Genomic DNA, 15,700 nt, shown 5'->3' with positions numbered 1-15,700 from the left:
CCCAGGGGGGGGCGAGCCACACCTCCTGCGCGACCTCGTAGGTGGGCTCGATCGCGAGGGTCACGCGTGTGACGAGACCGAGTGCGCCGAGCGCGACGACCGACCCCGCGAGCTCGTCGTCGTCGCGTCCCAGCCGGCGCACCTCACCACCCGCGCCGACGACCTCGAGCCCGCGCACCGCGGCCGCGAGGTTGACCGCCGAGTCGCCCGAGCCGTGCGTCGCGGTCGCGACCGTCCCGGCGACCGCGATGTGCGGCAACGAGGCCATCGTGTGCAGCGCCCAGCCCGCGGCGTGCAGGTCCCGCGCGAGCTCGCCATAGCGCACGCCCGCTCCGACCGTCACGGTCGCCCCGAGCGTCCCCGGGCCGTCGTCGTCCCGGATCTCCAACGGGACGTCCAGGCGGTCCAGCGCGACGAGCGTGCCGGGCCCGTCCGCGAGGTCGTGGAACGAGTGCCGCGACCCGACCGCGCGCACGTGCCGCGCCCCGGCGACGACGCGCGCGACCTCCTCGACGCTCGTCGGACGCACGAGCGGCCCGCCGCGGAACGTGTGGCTGCCGGCCCAGGTGGTCAGGGTCATGCGGGTCCTCTCGGGTGGTGCAGCGGGTCAGCGGGGGGCGGTGACGAAGACGTCGAACAGGTGCGGCGAGTGCGCGTGGACGAGCACCATGAAGACGATCGCGTCGAACAGCAGGTGCACGACGAGCACGTACGTCAGCGACTTGGTCCGGCTGAACGTCCAGCCCTGGATCAGCGCGAACGGCAGCGTCAGCAACGGCCCCCACGACCGGTACCCGAGCTCCCACAGGAACGAGACGAACACGGCCGCCTGCAGCACGTTCGCGAGCGCGACGGGGAAGTGCCGACGCAGCAGCGCGAACACCGTGCAGATGAAGAACAGCTCGTCCCACGTGCCGACCGCGTTGACGCCGACGAACAGGCGCGCGATCTCGTCGGGCTCCACCACAGTGGGCCAGTTCTGGTACGCGCCCGAGGACAGGAAGTAGAAGGGCAGCACCAGGTACCCGGCCGCCACGACGAGGACCAGGTATCCCCACTGGAACCGAGTCCACGGCTTGCCGGTGCGCCACGGGAAGCGGATCACGTCGTCGCCGAACACGTGGTGGGAGAGCACGTACGGCACGACGACGGCGAGCGACAACGCCACCGCGAACCGCAGGATCGCGGCGTCGGACAGGTCCGCCTGCAGCGGGATGCTGCTCACGATCGACATGCCGATGCCGATGGCCAGCAGGTCCCGGCCCAGCACGCGGTCGACGACGAGCCCGATCGCCACGCCGACGACCAGCGGCACGTACGCGAGCGGCCGCACGTGCACGGCGAACAGCAGCACCGCCGCGCCGCAGACGAGCGCCGCGGCGAGCACACGCGCGGCGCTCACCCGCGGCGGCGTGGCGGCGGCCGGCGCTCGGGCGGGGGCCCGCGTGTCGTCGAGGTGCTCGGTCACCCGCCCACCCTGCCAGGCGTCGGGCCGGTGCACCTGGGCAAGCGCCTGGGCAAGCGCCGGGTGAGCGTCCGGACTGGCACCGGTCCGCGGGGCGTGCACGTGCCCGCGCGGGGCCGCGATGCGGCACGTGTCGGCGCGGTGCGGCACGATGGGCCGCGCGCGTTCGTCGTGGGCGCGCCATCGCAATCGAGGGAGTTCCCAGATGTCTGCAGCTCTGCCCGAGGTCTCGGGTTCGTTCGGCGACAAGCCCACGCTCGCCTTCCCCGAGGGCGCACCGTCCGCCGAGCTCGAGGTGCTCGTCCTGAGCCGCGGCGACGGTGAGCTGGTCGAGGCCGGCGACGACATCGAGGTCCACTACCTCGGCCAGTCGTGGCAGGGCGGGGTGTTCGACAACTCCTACGACCGCCGCTCGTCGATCAGCTTCCCGATCGGCGTCGGCGCGGTCATCGCGGGCTGGGACGAGGGCCTCGTGGGCCAGCAGGTCGGCTCGCGCGTGCTCCTGTCGATCCCGTCGCACCTCGGCTACGGGGACCGCGGGGTGCCGCAGGCCGGCATCAAGGGCGGCGACACGCTGGTGTTCGTCGTCGACATCGTGGGGACCTCGCGCTGAGTCGCGTCACCCTCACGTACTGCACGCAGTGCCGCTGGCTGCTGCGTGCGGCCTGGTACGCCCAGGAGCTGCTGACCACGTTCCACCGCGAGGTGGACGAGGTCGCGCTGCGCCCCGGGACGGGTGGCGTGTTCGTCGTCGAGGCGCAGGCCTCGTCGTTCGACGGGCACGCCGCCCCCGCCCCGGTGGTCGTGTGGGACCGCGGCCGGGACGGCGGGTTCCCGGAGGTCGCCGAGCTCAAGCGCCGCGTGCGCGACGTGATCGCCCCCGGCAAGCCGCTCGGCCACAGCGACGTCGCGGCGCCGCCGGACGCGGGCTGACGCGCGTCTCGGACCACCGTCCTGGACTGTGGTCCGACGCCACGTGGACGCCGGGTTCACGCGGTTCGTCCCGATGCGTACCGTCGTGCCTGGCCGACCGGAGGAGAGCCAAGACGCACAGCGTCGTGCTTCTCGGTCGACGGAAGGCCCTCGTCGCAGCGCAGGTTCAGGGGGAACCCAGCGCGCGCCGCGGGTGGGCGGTGTCTCGGGGGAGACGGCGCCGCCCACCCGGCGGTCACGCGACCGGCCGCGGCTGCGGGCCCGCGGCTGCTGAGCCGCGATGACCGCCCCGGACTACTGGCAGGCGACGCCCGTGGAGTGGACCGGGCAGTAGCCGTTGGGGTTCTTCACCAGGTACTGCTGGTGGTAGTCCTCGGCGTAGTAGAAGCGCCCCGCCTCGTCCGCCGGGCGAATCTCGGTGGTGATGTCGCCGTACCCGGCGTGCGCCAGACGCGGCGCGAAGAGGTCACGCGTCCGCGCGGCCGCCTCGGCCTGCTCGGGCGTCGTCGTGAAGATCGCCGAGCGGTACTGCGTGCCGACGTCGTTGCCCTGCCGGAAGCCCTGCGTCGGGTCGTGCGCCTCCCAGAACCGGCGCAGCAGCTCGTCGTGCGACAGGACGGCCGGGTCGTACGCGACGAGCACCGTCTCGGTGTGCCCGGTCATGCCCGTGCACACCTCCTCGTACGTGGGGAACGGCGTGAAACCGCCCTGGTAGCCCACCGCCGTCGTGACGACGCCCGGGACCTGCCACAGCTCCTTCTCGGCGCCCCAGAAACAGCCGAGGGCGAGCGAGATCGTCGCGGTGCCCGCGGGCCAGGGGCCGGCCAGCGGGGTGCCGAGGACCGCGTGCGTCGTCGGGACCTGGTAGGCGTAGTCGTCGCGTCCGGCGAGCGCCCGCTCGGGCTCGACCATCGTGGACCGGATCGCGGAACCGAACAGCCAGCTCATGCTGGACTCCTTCCCGGGGGTGCCCGCCTCGCGCGCCGTGTGCGGCGCGGGCGCACCCTCGCAGGTGGCTCAACCGCGGCGGTCCCGGGAGTGTTCCTGCCCCCGCGCGGGTGCGCGACCGTAGCCTGGGTCGGTGACCAGCGCACCCGAGCCCTTTGCGTCCGCGCCGGACGCGGCAGCCCCCGAGACGACGAGCGTCCCGAGCCCGACGAGTGGGACCGCGGTGCTCACCGCGTCCCCGGCGGGCGCGGCACCGGGTGCCCAGGCCCGCGCGGCCGACTCGGTGCCGATGCCCGTGCAGCGTGCGGCCGCGTGGTCGTGGCGGCTGCTGGTGATCGTCGCGTGCGTGGCGGTCGTCGTCGCGGGCGTGGCCTACCTCAAGCTCGTCGTCGTCCCGGTGGCCGTCGCGCTGCTGCTCGCCGTGCTCCTGGCACCGCTCGCCACCTGGTTCCAGCGCCGGCTGCGGATGGGCCGGGCCGCGGCCGCCGGTGCATCGGTGGTCGGGCTCGTCGTGCTGGTCGTGGGCCTGCTCGTGCTCGCCGGCCGGTCGGTGGTGCTCGGCATCGCCGAGCTGTGGGACCAGGCGCAGAAGGGCGTCGACCAGCTGCTCGAGTGGCTCGCGGAGGGCCCGCTGCAGCTGTCGACCGAGAACCTGCAGAGCTGGATTGACCAGGCGCGCGAGGCGGCGTCGAACAACAGCGAGACGATCGTCGCGGGGGCGCTGCACGCGACCGTGACGGTCGGTCACGTGTTGGCCGGCGCGGTGATCGCGCTGTTCTGCACGTTCTTCTTCCTGCTCGACGGTCGCACCATCTGGTCGTGGGTCGTGGGGCTCCTGCCGCGCGGGAGCCGCGAGCACGTGCACCAGGCCGGTCGGCGCGGTGTCGTCACGCTCGGCGCGTACACGCGCACGCAGATCCTGGTCGCGGCGGTCGACGCGACCGGCATCGGGCTCGGCGCCGCGATCCTGCAGGTGCCGCTCGCCTTCCCGCTGGCGATCCTGGTGTTCCTCGGGTCGTTCATCCCGATCGTCGGGGCGGTCGTCACGGGAGCCGTGGCCGTCCTCGTCGCGCTCGTCACGCACGGGCCGCTCGTGGCGCTCATCATGCTCGCGGTCGTGCTGGCGGTGCAGCAGCTCGAGGGTCACGTGCTGCAGCCGTTCCTCATGGGCCACGCGGTCTCGCTGCACCCCGTCGCGGTGCTGCTCGCGGTGGCGGCCGGGTCCTACGTCGCCGGGATCCTCGGTGCGCTGTTCGCGGTCCCGCTGGTCGCCGTGCTCAACACCGTGGTCCTCTACCTGCACGGTCACGACAAGTTCCCGCAGCTCGGGCACGACGACCACGTCGTGCTCCGACCGCACGGTCATCCCGTCCTCGACCGCGCGATCGCTCAGCTGGCCGAGACCGAGCAGCTGAACCCTGCGCACGACCTGGGCGATGCCCCGGCGGTCGGCGACGACGAGGGCGCGGCGACGGACCTCGACGACGCGCGGACGCCCGACGACGGGCCCGCGGGACCGACCGCGTCCGACGAGGGTGAGCGTCGATGATCACGCTCGCCGACGTCCGCCGGGCCGCGGCGCTCCTCGACGGGGTCGCCGAGCGCACCCCCGTCGAGTCGAGCCGCGCCGTCTCGGAGCTCGCGGGGGCGCAGGTGCTGCTCAAGTGCGAGAACCTGCAGCGCGCGGGCTCGTTCAAGATCCGCGGCGCGTACGTGCGCATGTCCGGGCTCACGGACGACGAGCGGGCGCGCGGCGTGGTCGCCGCGAGCGCCGGCAACCACGCGCAGGGCGTCGCGCTCGCAGCCCGGCTGCTCGGCCTCGACGCCGTCGTCTTCATGCCCACCGACGCGGCCCTGCCGAAGCTCGCCGCGACCCGCGAGTACGGCGCGCGCGTCGAGCTCGTCGGCACCAGCGTCGACGAGGCGCTCGTGCACGCGCGCGAGTACGCGCAGCGCACGGGCGCGGTGCTCATCCACCCGTTCGACCACCCCGACGTCGTCGCCGGGCAGGGGACCATCGCGCTCGAGATCGTCGAGCAGGTGCCCGACGTCGCGACGGTCGTCGTGCCCGTCGGCGGCGGCGGGCTGGCGGCGGGGGTCGTGGCGACGCTTGCGGAGCTGCGGCCCGACGTGCGGGTCGTGGGCGTCCAGGCGCAGCACGCCGCGGCCTACCCCGCCTCGCTCGCGCTCGGGCGCCCGACGCCCGCCCCCGAGCTGCGCACCATGGCCGACGGCATCGCGGTGGGCCTGCCCGGTCAGGTGCCGTTCGACGTGCTCGCGCACGCCGGGACCGAGGTCCGCACGGTCTCGGAGGAGGACATCTCGCGTGCGCTCCTGCTCGTCGCCGAGCGCGCCAAGCTGCTCGTCGAGCCGTCGGGGGCCGCCGCGGTGGCGGCGCTCATGGCCGCGCCGGGGGAGTTCGAGGGTCCCGTCGTCGCGATCCTGTCCGGCGGCAACATGGACCCCCAGGTGCTGCTGCGCGTCGTGCGGCACGGGCTCGCGTCCGCCGGACGGTTCCTGTGGCTGCACGTGCGCATCGCCGACCGCCCGGGCGCCCTGGCCGACCTGCTGCACGACCTCGCGACGGCGGGTGCCAACGTCATGCACGTGTCGCACGTGCGCACGCAGGTCGAGCTCGCGGTCGACGAGGTCGCGATCGAGGTCCAGGTCGAGACGAAGGGCCCCGAGCACTGCGCGGCGGTCATGCACGCGCTGCGCACCGCCGGCTACCGCCTCACCGACTGACCCACCCCGCCCGCCCCGCGCCACCGGCGGGGCCGCCCAGGCGCGCCGCCGCCGTGTGCCTGGGCGCGCGCCCACCACGGGCGAAGTCGGCAGTCTGGCGCGACCTCGTGCATCCGGACTGCCGACCTCGCGACGGACTGCCGACCTCGAGAGCACTGCCGACCTCGACCGGCGCTGCCGAGCTCGCGGCCGGCGGGTCGGGGTGGGCAGGCGAGGGGCGGGGATGACGAAGGGCGTCGCCGCGGGTGCGACGACGCCCTTCGTGAGGGAGATCGGGTCAGCCCGCGAAGGGCTTGGCGTCGAGGATCTTCACCTTGATCTCGCGGCTGTTGGGCGCGATGTAGCTCGTGGTCTCGCCCACGGACTTGCCGCTGATCGCGGCGCCGAGGGGCGAGGTGGGGGAGAAGACCTGGATCCCGGTCGTGCCGGCCATCTCGCGCGAGCCGAGAAGGAAGACCTCCTCGTCGCCCGCGACCTCCGCGGTCACGACCATGCCGGGCTCGACGACACCGTCGTCAGGCGGCGTGCCGATCTGCACGTTGCGGAGCTTCGCCTCGAGCTCGCGGATGCGGGCCTCGTTCTTGCCCTGCTCCTCGCGCGCAGCGTGGTAGCCGCCGTTCTCCTTGAGGTCGCCCTCGTCGCGCGCGGCGGCGATCCGCTGCGTGATCTCCTCGCGCCGCGGGCCCTTGAGGTCCGCGAGCTCGGCCGTGAGGCGGTCGTAGGCCTCTTGCGTCAGCCACGTGGCGGCAGTCGTGTCGGTCACGATCGCTCCTTCCTGCTTCGTGTGTCGTCCGGCGTCGGACCCCGTCCCACCGCGCGGCACGAGGCCGCAGGCGTGACCGGACACCGATGTCAGGACGGGATGTCGCCTTCCCTACCGGTCGCTTCGACCGTCAGATGTCGACACTGGGTCGACCGGGGCGGCGTGCGAAACGACAAGGATAGCAAGCCGGGACGCGTGCGGACGCCGTCAGGGCCTCGCGTCGACCGGTTCGCAGAGCGAGACGGTGCCCGTGACGGCGAGCTCCGCGGTGGGTACGACGACCGTCACGCGCTGCGTCCGCGCGCCCGGACCGATCTCCACGTTCTTCACGCCGACCTCGGCGTACGACTGCGACAGCGCCCGCACGCGGCACGTCGCGGTGGACTCCGGGTCCTTGGTGACCTCGAACGTCACGGCGATCGTGTCGGCGCCCTGGACCGAGAACCCGACGTCCTTCCACTGCACGGGGTCGCGCAGCGCGCCGATCCCGACCCACGCCACGACGACCGCGGCCACCAGCGTCGTGAGGACCACGGTGACCAGCCACGGGACGCGCGAGCGCTCGTCGGGGTCCGGTCCGTACCGGCCGGCGGGCGGTGTCGCGCTCGCGGCGGGTGTGCTCCCCACGGGGCTGCCTCCTGGTCCTCGGTCCGGGCGTCTGCCTGTGTCGTGCTGGTCGTCGTGCTGGTCGTCGTGCGCCGACGCCCCTGCGCGCGGGACGCGTCGGCGACGCGGGCCGGTCCCGCTGCGTGGCGCGGTGCGGGGCATGTCGGTGTCGTGCGCGATCATTGTCCCGTGCCCGAGCAGCCCGCCGTGCCACGGCGACCCCAGAACACGTCACACGAGCCGTTCCGCCTCATGGCGGTCCACGCCCATCCCGACGACGAGTCGAGCAAGGGAGCGGCGACCACCGCACGCTACGCCGCCGAGGGCGTCGAGGTGCTCGTCGTGACCTGCACCGGCGGCGAGCGCGGCGACGTGCTCAACCCGCACTACGGACCAGCGCCCGAGGGGATCGAGGCGATGCGCGAGGTGCGCCGCGGCGAGATGGCCGCGGCGGCAGCGGCGCTCGGCGTCCAGCAGCGTTGGCTCGGCTTCGTCGACTCGGGCCTGCCGGAGGGTGACCCGCTGCCCCCGCTGCCCGAGGGCTGCTTCGCGCTCGTCCCGCTCGAGGAGGCCAGCGCCCCGCTCGTCGAGATCGTGCGCGAGTTCCGCCCGCACGTCATGACGACGTACGACCCCACCGGCGGCTACCCGCACCCCGACCACGTCATGTGTCACCGCGTCTCGGCGGAGGCGTTCGCCGCCGCGGGGAACCCGGACCGGTACGTCGGCCACGGCGAGCCGTGGACGCCGCTCAAGCTCTACTACAACCACGGCTTCTCGCTCGCGCGGCTGCGCGGCGTGCACGACGCGATCATCGAGGCGGGCGGCGAGTCGCCGTTCGGCGACTGGATCGACTCGCGCCAGGCGCGGGAGATCCCCGAGCGCGAGGTCACGACGCACATCGAGTGCGCCGACTACTTCGACCAGCGGGACGCGGCGCTGCGCGCGCACGCGACGCAGATCGACCCCGACGGCTTCTTCTTCGCGGTGCCGCGCGAGATCGAGCTCGCGAAGTGGAGCACCGAGGAGTTCGAGCTCGCGGAGTCGCGCGTGCCGGTGAGCCTGCCGGAGACCGACCTGTTCGCGGGGATCCGGCCCGCCGGGCAGGGCGTCGAGGCCGCCCGATGAGCGCGCTGACCGCACTGGTGCTGGCAGTGCCGGCACCGAGCCCCAGCCCGGTGGTCGAGTCCACGTCGGGCGGGTCGCCCGGCTTCATCGGCTTCGTGGTGACGTTTGCGCTCGCCCTCGCCGCGGCGGGGCTGTTCCTGTCCCTCACGCGGCACCTGCGGCGCGTCGACCGTCGCGCGCAGCAGCTCGGGGTGGACGACGAGCACGCGGCCGACTCGAGCGCCGCGGACCAGTCCGACGAGCGGGGCTCCGGCGAGCAGGGCTCCGACGAGCAGGGCTCCGACGAGCACGGCCCCGGCGAGGTTGTCTCCGACGCGCGTGGTTCCGGCGAGCGCGGTGGCGCGGCGCCGGCCGCGGACGGGCCGGCTCGGTGAGCTCGGGTCCGCAGCCGCCGACGCGGCCCGCGGTGCGCGTCACGCTCGCGCAGGTCGAGGTCTCCGACGACGGCCCGGCCAACGTCCTGGTCGCGCGCGGCGCGTTCGAGGAGGCGCAGCGCGTGCACGCGGACCTGCTCGTCCTGCCGGAGTACGCCTCCGCGTACGACCGGCACGGCGTGGGCGCCGCGCACGCGCAGCCGCTCGACGGCCCGTTCGTCACGGCGCTGCGCGAGCGCGCGGCGGCCACGGGCGTCACGGTGCTCGCGGGTGTCACGCTGCCGGGCGACTCGTCCGACGCCCGGGCCACCAACGCGGTCGTCGCGGTCGACGGCACGGGCACGGTCGTCGGGCTGTACCGCAAGGTGCACCTGTACGACGCGTTCGGCTCGCGCGAGTCCGACCGGCTGCGGCCCGGTCCGTCCGACGCCGCTCCGCTGGTCCTCGACGTCGCGGGCGTCCGGTTCGGCGTGCTGACCTGCTACGACCTGCGGTTCCCCGAGTCCGCGCGGCGCCTCGTGGACGCGGGAGCCGACGTGCTCGTCGTGCCGGCGGCGTGGGCCGACGGCGACCTCAAGGCGATGCACTGGCGCACGCTCGCCGTGGCCCGGGCGATCGAGAACACCGCCGCGGTGGTCGCGGTCGGCATGGCGGGCAAGGGCGTCGTCGGGCGTTCGCTCGTCGTGGGGCCGGACGGCGTGGTCGGTCTCGAGCTGGACGAGAAGTCCGCGATCCGCACCGTCGACCTCGACCCGGACGAGCTGCGCGGCGTGCGCGAGAAGAACCCGTCGCTGGCGAACCGGCGGTACGTGGTGGTCCCGCGCGGCTGACGCGTGCGGCGCGGCTGACGCGTGCTCAGCCGTGAGGCGTGCTCAGCGGTGAGGTGTTCTCAGCGGTGAGGTGTTCTCAGCGGTGAGGTGTTCTCATCGGTGAGGCGTCAGCGCAGCGCGTACGTCGCGATCGACACCGCGATGTAGTGGCACGTGATCGCGACGACCGTGAGCGCGTGGAAGATCTCGTGGAAGCCGAAGTAGCGCGGGCTGGGGTTCGGCTTCTTGAGGCCGTAGACGACCGCCCCGACCGTGTAGGCCAGGCCGCCCGCGGCGATGAGCCAGACGATCGCGGCACCGCCCGAGCGGTAGAACTGGGGCAGGAACGCGACCGCGACCCAGCCGAGCGCGAGGTAGACCGGCACGTAGACCCAGCGCGGGGCGCCGAGCCAGAAGATCCGGGCGAGCAGCCCGACGAGGGCGCCGGACCACACGACGATCAGCAGGTTCCGCGCGGTGGTCGCGGGCAGCAGCAGCACCGCGAGCGGGGTGTAGGTGCCCGCGATGATGAGGAAGATGTTCGTGTGGTCGAGCCGGCGCAGGACCCCTGCGACGCGCGGCGACCAGGTGCCGCGGTGGTAGATCGCGCTCGTCCCGAACAGCAGCACCGCGGACAGCCCGAACACGGCGTTCGACCAGCGTGCGGCCGGCGTGGGGGACAGCGCGACCAGGACGATCGCGGCGGCCAGGATGAACGGGGAGACGCCCGCGTGGATCCAGCCGCGCAGCATCGGCTTGACGGTGGCCGCCACCTGCTCGACGGCGCGCGTGACGCTGATGGCGATCTCCTCCCGCAGTGGCGTGGTGTCCTGCGACGACGGTAGCGCGCCGTGCTGGGGACCGTGTCCGCCGGTGGCGGGAGTGCTGGCCATGCTGCCTCGCGTTCGTCGTCGACGTAACTTACGTGCCCGTAGGTTACGGCACCGTAGGTAGCGATGTCGACCGGTTCGGGGGTGTGCCGGGTCACCCGAAGGCGCACGCGCGCCCAGCGGCGACGAGTACGGTGGACCGGGCTCACGACGAGCCGGACCGGAGCCTTGGAGGACTGAGCGAGTGCGACTGCCCCATCCGCTCTACGGCCTGTACGAGCGTCGTCTGGCCGCCTCGCTCCCTCCGGACCGGATGCCCCGCCACGTCGGCGTGATCCTCGACGGCAACCGGCGCTGGGCGCGCTCGATCGGCAAGTCGACCGCCGGTGGCCACCGCGCAGGGGCGGACAAGATCGGCGAGCTGCTGGCGTGGAGCGAGGACGTCGGGGTCGAGGTCGTCACGCTCTGGATGCTGTCGACCGACAACCTCAACCGCCCCGCCGACGAGCTCGCGGACCTGCTCGCCATCATCGAGGACGTCGTGCGCGAGCTCGCCGCCACGCGACGCTGGCGCCTGCAGGCGGTCGGCTCGCTCGAGATGCTGCCCGAGCGCACCGTGCAGGCCCTGCGCGCCGCCGAGGAGGCGACGCGCGACGTCGTCGGGATGCACGTCAACGTGGCCGTGGGCTACGGCGGGCGGCGCGAGATCGCCGACGCCGTGCGCGCATACCTGCGGCAGGCGTCCGAGCAGGGGCTGGACCTCGACGAGATGGCCGCCCAGTTCGACGTCGAGCACATCGCCGCGCACCTCTACACCAAGGGCCAGCCCGATCCCGACCTCGTCATCCGCACCTCGGGCGAGCAGCGGCTCGGCGGCTTCCTGCTGTGGCAGTCGGCGCACTCGGAGTTCTACTTCTGCGAGGCGTACTGGCCGGACTTCCGGCGCGTGGACTTCCTGCGCGCGGTGCGCGCCTACGGGGTCCGCGAGCGCCGCCTCGGACGTTGACCGACGCGCGTCCGTCGTCCAGGTGAACATCGTGTTTCCACTCGCGCGCTGTGGCGCGTGTCGCCGACGTCACACGTGCTGCCGGGGTTAGCGTCCCCGACAAGGACGTCGCCCCGGCGTCCCCGGGAAGGCCAGCCCATGGAGCATCCGCTCCGGGAGGAGGGCCGGTCCCGGCCCTGCTCGTCAGGGTCCGGCCGACCCCGTCCCGTCGCCGCGAGCCGGCACGTGGTCCCCGCGTGGGACACCGGCACGCGACGCCTTCAGCGGTGCACCTAGCGCCGGAGGGAGCACGCCGTGGTCAGCAGCGCAGCTCGGCAGGGCACGACCCAGGCAAGCACGACCCAGGCAGGCACGACCCAGGCAGGCGCGACCCGGGCACGGACCGCCTCGGAGGTCGACCAGCCGGTCGACGAGCCCCAGGACGGCCGTCGGACCCACGTCCTCGACACGTCGGTGCTGCTGTCCGACCCGAGGGCGATCTACCGGTTCGCGGAGCACGACGTCGTCCTGCCCGTGGTCGTGGTCACCGAGCTCGAGGCCAAGCGGCACCACGCCGAGCTCGGCTACTTCGCCCGCTCGGCGCTGCGCCTGCTCGACGACCTGCGGATCCAGCACGGCCGCCTCGACCGTCCCCTGCCGCTCGGCGAGCAGGGCGGCACGCTGCGTGTCGAGCTCAACCACACCGACCCGACCGTGCTGCCCGCCGGGTTCCGGCTGGGGGACAACGACACGCGGATCCTGTCCGTCGCGGCGAACCTGGCCGCGCAGGGGTGTGACGTCACGGTCGTCTCGAAGGACCTGCCGATGCGGGTCAAGGCGTCCGCGGTGGGCCTGCGCGCCGAGGAGTACCGGCACGAGCTCGCGGTCGAGTCCGGCTGGACCGGGATGGACTCGCTCGACCTGTCCGAGCAGCAGATGTCCCAGCTCTGGGAGCACGAGTCGCTGCCGCTGGCCGAGGTGGTCGCCACGCCCGGGGTGGGCACGGGCCCGACGACGAACCCGTCGGACCTCGCGTGCCACACCGGCCTGGTGCTGCACAGCCCGCGCGGCTCGGCCCTGGGCCGGGTCACCGCCGACAAGCACGTGCGCCTCGTGCGGGGCGACCAGGACGTGTTCGGCGTGCACGGGCGCAGCGCCGAGCAGCGCATCGCGATCGACCTGCTGCTCGACGAGGAGATCGGCATCGTCTCGCTCGGCGGCCGGGCCGGGACCGGCAAGTCCGCGCTCGCGCTGTGCGCGGGCCTCGAGGCCGTGCTCGAGCGGCGGCAGCACCGCAAGGTCATGGTGTTCCGGCCCCTGTACGCGGTGGGCGGTCAGGAGCTCGGGTACCTGCCTGGGTCGGAGGCCGAGAAGATGAACCCGTGGGCGCAGGCGGTGTTCGACACGCTCGGCGCGGTCGTCTCCCGCGAGGTCGTCGAGGAGGTCATGGACCGCGACCTGCTCGAGGTCCTGCCGCTCACGCACATCCGCGGCCGGTCGCTGCACGACGCGTTCGTGATCGTCGACGAGGCGCAGTCGCTCGAGCGCAACGTGCTGCTGACCGTGCTGTCCCGCATCGGGCAGTCGTCGCGCGTGGTGCTCACGCACGACGTCGCGCAGCGCGACAACCTGCGCGTCGGCCGGCACGACGGGATCGCGGCGGTGATCGAGGCGCTCAAGGGCCACCCGCTGTTCGCGCACGTCACGCTCACGCGCTCGGAGCGCTCGCCGGTCGCGGCGCTGGTCACCGAGCTGCTCGAGGGCATCGAGGTCTGAGGGGCCACGGAACGCGGCGAGGGGGCCCGGTCGTGCGGGCTCCCTCGCCGTCCGTCAGTCCTCGACGAGCACGCCGTCCTGGAGCCGGACCACGCGGTCGGCGAGCGCCATCATCACCGGGTCGTGCGTCGCGACCAGTGCGGTCGTCCGCTCGTGCTCGACGACCGCGCGCAGCAGGCCCATGATCGAGACGCCCGTCGCGGAGTCGAGCTGGCCCGTGGGTTCGTCGGCGACGAGCAGGCGCGGCGAGTTGGCGAGCGCACGTGCGATCGCGACCCGCTGCTGCTGCCCGCCGGAGAGCTCACCGGGCCGCTGGTCCGCGTGGTCGCCGAGCCCGACGAGCTCGAGCAGCAGCGCGACGCGCTCGTCACGCGCGCGGGGCGGGACCTTGCGCAGCCGCAGCGGCACGCCCACGTTCTCCGCGGCGGACAGCACGGGCACGAGCCCGAACGTCTGGAAGACGAACGACACCACGTCCCGACGCAGCGCGACGAGCCCCCGCTCGCCGAGGCTCGAGACCTCCTGCCCGTCGACGACCACGCGGCCCTCGTCGGGCTTGTCGAGGCCACCGACGATGTTGAGCAGCGTCGTCTTGCCCGAGCCGGAACGCCCGACGAGCACGACGAGCTCGCCCGGCGCGATGCTCAGCGACACGTCGCGCACCGCGTGCACGGCGGCGTCGCCGCTGCCGTACGTCCGCGAGACGTGCTCGACGAGCACCATCGAGTCGGTCACCGGCTCCGCCGCGCGGTGCCGCGCGCTCTGGACGCTCATCGCGACCCCTCCTGCTCGGTCGCCCCGACGGTCTCGCCGGGGCGAGCGTCGTCGGGACGCGGCTCGACGCGCGGCCGGTCCGGCCACACCGACACGTGCGACGCCTCGAGCGCGAGGCGGACGCGACCGCTGAGCTCGAGCGCCTCGCGGTACTCCTGCGGGAGCTGCACGCGCCCGGCGCGGTCGAGCATCGCGAACTCCTCGGCCACGACGTGCTCGGTGCCGTCGTCGCGCGTGTGCGTGCGGCGCACGACCTCCGACGACGTGCGCCCGTCCCGGATCGCGACCGTGCGCTGCACGTGCTCGCTCACGCCCGGGTCGTGCGTCACGACGACGACGGTGGTGCCGAGCTCGCGATTGACGAGCCGCAGCGTCTCGAGCACCTCGTCGGACGTCGCGGTGTCGAGCTCGCCCGTCGGCTCGTCGGCGAAGACCACGCGCGGCTCGTTGGCGAGCGCGACGCCGATCGCGACCCGCTGCTGCTCACCGCCCGAGAGCTGACCCGGGCGCCGGTCCGCGCAGTAGCCCACGCCCAGCAGCTCCAGCAGCGTCGTCGCGCGTGCGGTCCGCTCGCGGCGGCTGCGGCCGGACAGCGCCAGCGGGAGTGCGACGTTCTCGGTCGCGGTCAGGTACGGCACGAGGTTGCGCGCGGTCTGCTGCCACACGAACCCGACCATCTGGCGCCGGTAGGCCACGCGCTGCGCCGGGGTCATCGCCATCAGGTCCCACGGCCCGACCCGCACGCGTCCCGCCGTCGGCACGTCGAGCCCGGACAGCACCGCGAGCAGCGTCGACTTGCCCGAGCCGGACGCGCCGACGATCGCGACCAGCTCGCCCTCGTCGACGAGCAGGTCAAGGCCCTGCAGGGCCTGCACCTCGATGCCCTCGGACTGGTAGATGCGCACGAGCGAGTCGCACACGATGAGCGCGTCCTGCCCGAACGTGGGCGCGCCGGCCTTCTCGGTGAGCCTGTCGAGAGTGGTGGTCATCGGGCCTCCTTGGTCATCGTTCGGCCTCACGGATTCCGACCGCCAGGTCGTCGTCCCGGCGCGTGCGCGCCTCGATCTCGACCGCGACCCACAGCCCGGCGAGCAGCGCGCCCACCGCGATCGCGACCGGCTGCCACGTGAACGCCACGTGCGTGCCGTCCGGCTCGCCCGTCAGGGCGGTGAGTCCGAGCGCGCTCAGGAGCAGCCACGGGACGACGAACCCGATCGCCGAGCCGGCGAGCAGCGCCGCGACGGTGAGAGGGAGCACCTCGCCGGCCGACAGTCGTCGGGCGGTGCCCGGGTCGAGGCCGAGGGTGCGCAGGACGTGCAGCGTGCGTCGCCGGTCGCGCGCAGTCGCGACGACGGTCAGGACGAGCGCGACCACCGCGAGGAGGGCGAGCGCGACCTGCGAGACGACCATCAGCGTGCGCAGCCCGGCGGTCAGCGGCGAGGACGTCCAGTCCTCGAGCCACCCCTCGCGGCTCAGCACGGTCACGCCGGGCGTCTCCGCGACGGCGAGGTCGGTCACGGCCCGGACCGCGCCCGGGCCCAGGAGGCGGGTGTACTGCGCGGGC

General features: G+C 73.8%; 18 protein-coding genes. 9 read left to right on the top strand and 9 right to left on the bottom strand.

Annotation, left to right across the window (positions count from 1 at the left end; translation table 11 throughout):
* Both CWIS_RS08515 and CWIS_RS08510 read right to left on the bottom strand, forming a co-directional pair.
* Nucleotides 1-580, bottom strand: a 580-nt coding sequence (locus CWIS_RS08515; RefSeq protein WP_048342844.1) for an FAD-binding protein, incomplete at its 3' end; no start/stop codon positions are given.
* A 27-nt stretch (nt 581-607) separates the two neighbouring features.
* Nucleotides 608-1,468 carry a CPBP family intramembrane glutamic endopeptidase gene (locus CWIS_RS08510; RefSeq protein WP_053071635.1) on the bottom strand — a complete coding sequence of 287 codons (861 nt, stop codon included), beginning with the start codon at nt 1,466-1,468 and terminating at the stop codon, nt 608-610.
* A gap of 202 nt (nt 1,469-1,670) precedes the next feature.
* Between CWIS_RS08510 and CWIS_RS08505 the strand changes: the two genes are divergently transcribed.
* Together CWIS_RS08505 and CWIS_RS08500 are read left to right on the top strand one after the other, a co-directional pair.
* Nucleotides 1,671-2,078, top strand: a complete 408-nt coding sequence (locus CWIS_RS08505; protein ID WP_048342843.1) for an FKBP-type peptidyl-prolyl cis-trans isomerase — start codon at nt 1,671-1,673, stop codon at nt 2,076-2,078.
* Nucleotides 2,075-2,398 carry a SelT/SelW/SelH family protein gene (locus CWIS_RS08500; RefSeq protein ID WP_048342855.1) on the top strand — a complete coding sequence of 108 codons (324 nt, stop codon included), beginning with the start codon at nt 2,075-2,077 and terminating at the stop codon, nt 2,396-2,398. Before CWIS_RS08505 ends, CWIS_RS08500 begins: the two co-directional genes overlap by 4 nt.
* 294 nt (nt 2,399-2,692) lie before the next feature.
* On the opposite strand, the gene msrA is transcribed toward CWIS_RS08500, so the two are convergent.
* On the bottom strand, nt 2,693-3,346 hold the full coding sequence (gene msrA, locus CWIS_RS08495) for a peptide-methionine (S)-S-oxide reductase MsrA (protein ID WP_048342842.1): 654 nt from the start codon (nt 3,344-3,346) through the stop codon (nt 2,693-2,695).
* Between the two features lie 289 nt (nt 3,347-3,635).
* Between msrA and CWIS_RS08490 the strand changes: the two genes are divergently transcribed.
* A complete protein-coding gene (locus tag CWIS_RS08490; RefSeq protein WP_082156327.1) occupies nt 3,636-4,895 on the top strand; it encodes an AI-2E family transporter in 1,260 nt (419 codons plus the stop codon).
* The gene (gene ilvA / locus CWIS_RS08485; RefSeq protein WP_048342840.1) at nt 4,892-6,091 is read left to right on the top strand and encodes a threonine ammonia-lyase; all 1,200 of its coding nucleotides are present in this window, start codon (nt 4,892-4,894) and stop codon (nt 6,089-6,091) included. The genes CWIS_RS08490 and ilvA overlap by 4 nt, the downstream gene beginning before the upstream one ends.
* A gap of 277 nt (nt 6,092-6,368) precedes the next feature.
* On the opposite strand, the gene greA is transcribed toward ilvA, so the two are convergent.
* Together greA and CWIS_RS08475 are read right to left on the bottom strand one after the other, a co-directional pair.
* The gene (gene greA, locus CWIS_RS08480) at nt 6,369-6,854 is read right to left on the bottom strand and encodes a transcription elongation factor GreA (protein WP_048342839.1); all 486 of its coding nucleotides are present in this window, start codon (nt 6,852-6,854) and stop codon (nt 6,369-6,371) included.
* Nucleotides 6,855-7,061: 207 nt separating this feature from the next.
* Complete coding sequence (locus CWIS_RS08475) at nt 7,062-7,481, bottom strand: DUF4307 domain-containing protein (protein ID WP_048342838.1); 420 nt, start codon at nt 7,479-7,481, stop codon at nt 7,062-7,064.
* Between the two features lie 231 nt (nt 7,482-7,712).
* Here CWIS_RS08475 and mca point away from each other — a divergent pair, with 231 nt between their 5' ends.
* From mca to CWIS_RS08460, 3 genes are read left to right on the top strand one after another with little or no spacing between them, the layout of a single operon-like run.
* Nucleotides 7,713-8,588 carry a mycothiol conjugate amidase Mca gene (mca, locus tag CWIS_RS08470; RefSeq protein ID WP_048342837.1) on the top strand — a complete coding sequence of 292 codons (876 nt, stop codon included), beginning with the start codon at nt 7,713-7,715 and terminating at the stop codon, nt 8,586-8,588.
* A complete protein-coding gene (locus CWIS_RS17600; RefSeq protein WP_053071634.1) occupies nt 8,585-8,962 on the top strand; it encodes a hypothetical protein in 378 nt (125 codons plus the stop codon). Before mca ends, CWIS_RS17600 begins: the two co-directional genes overlap by 4 nt.
* On the top strand, nt 8,959-9,792 hold the full coding sequence (locus CWIS_RS08460; RefSeq protein WP_048342836.1) for a carbon-nitrogen hydrolase family protein: 834 nt from the start codon (nt 8,959-8,961) through the stop codon (nt 9,790-9,792). Before CWIS_RS17600 ends, CWIS_RS08460 begins: the two co-directional genes overlap by 4 nt.
* A gap of 107 nt (nt 9,793-9,899) precedes the next feature.
* Here CWIS_RS08460 and CWIS_RS08455 read toward each other — a convergent pair whose 3' ends face one another.
* A complete protein-coding gene (locus CWIS_RS08455; protein ID WP_048342835.1) occupies nt 9,900-10,664 on the bottom strand; it encodes a hemolysin III family protein in 765 nt (254 codons plus the stop codon).
* Between the two features lie 181 nt (nt 10,665-10,845).
* Between CWIS_RS08455 and CWIS_RS08450 the strand changes: the two genes are divergently transcribed.
* The gene (locus tag CWIS_RS08450) at nt 10,846-11,607 is read left to right on the top strand and encodes an isoprenyl transferase (RefSeq protein WP_048342834.1); all 762 of its coding nucleotides are present in this window, start codon (nt 10,846-10,848) and stop codon (nt 11,605-11,607) included.
* Nucleotides 11,608-11,901: 294 nt separating this feature from the next.
* Entirely contained in the window at nt 11,902-13,362 is a 1,461-nt protein-coding gene (locus tag CWIS_RS08445; protein WP_082156323.1) for a PhoH family protein, read from the top strand.
* A 54-nt stretch (nt 13,363-13,416) separates the two neighbouring features.
* On the opposite strand, the gene CWIS_RS08440 is transcribed toward CWIS_RS08445, so the two are convergent.
* The 3 genes from CWIS_RS08440 to CWIS_RS08430 form a co-directional block, all read right to left on the bottom strand.
* Nucleotides 13,417-14,136: an ABC transporter ATP-binding protein gene (locus tag CWIS_RS08440; RefSeq protein WP_048342833.1), complete on the bottom strand. Its 720-nt coding sequence runs from the start codon at nt 14,134-14,136 to the stop codon at nt 13,417-13,419.
* Nucleotides 14,133-15,125, bottom strand: a complete 993-nt coding sequence (locus CWIS_RS08435; RefSeq protein ID WP_048342832.1) for an ABC transporter ATP-binding protein — start codon at nt 15,123-15,125, stop codon at nt 14,133-14,135. The genes CWIS_RS08440 and CWIS_RS08435 overlap by 4 nt, the downstream gene beginning before the upstream one ends.
* Before the next feature lie 13 nt (nt 15,126-15,138).
* The coding region (locus CWIS_RS08430; RefSeq protein ID WP_048342831.1) for an FtsX-like permease family protein at nt 15,139-15,700 on the bottom strand (562 nt) is incomplete at its 5' end.

Source organism: Cellulomonas sp. A375-1 (assembly GCF_001040865.1).
In the GTDB taxonomy this organism is placed as follows: Bacteria; Actinomycetota; Actinomycetes; order Actinomycetales; family Cellulomonadaceae; genus Cellulomonas; species Cellulomonas gelida.
This window is presented reverse-complemented; position numbering and strand designations above follow the sequence as displayed.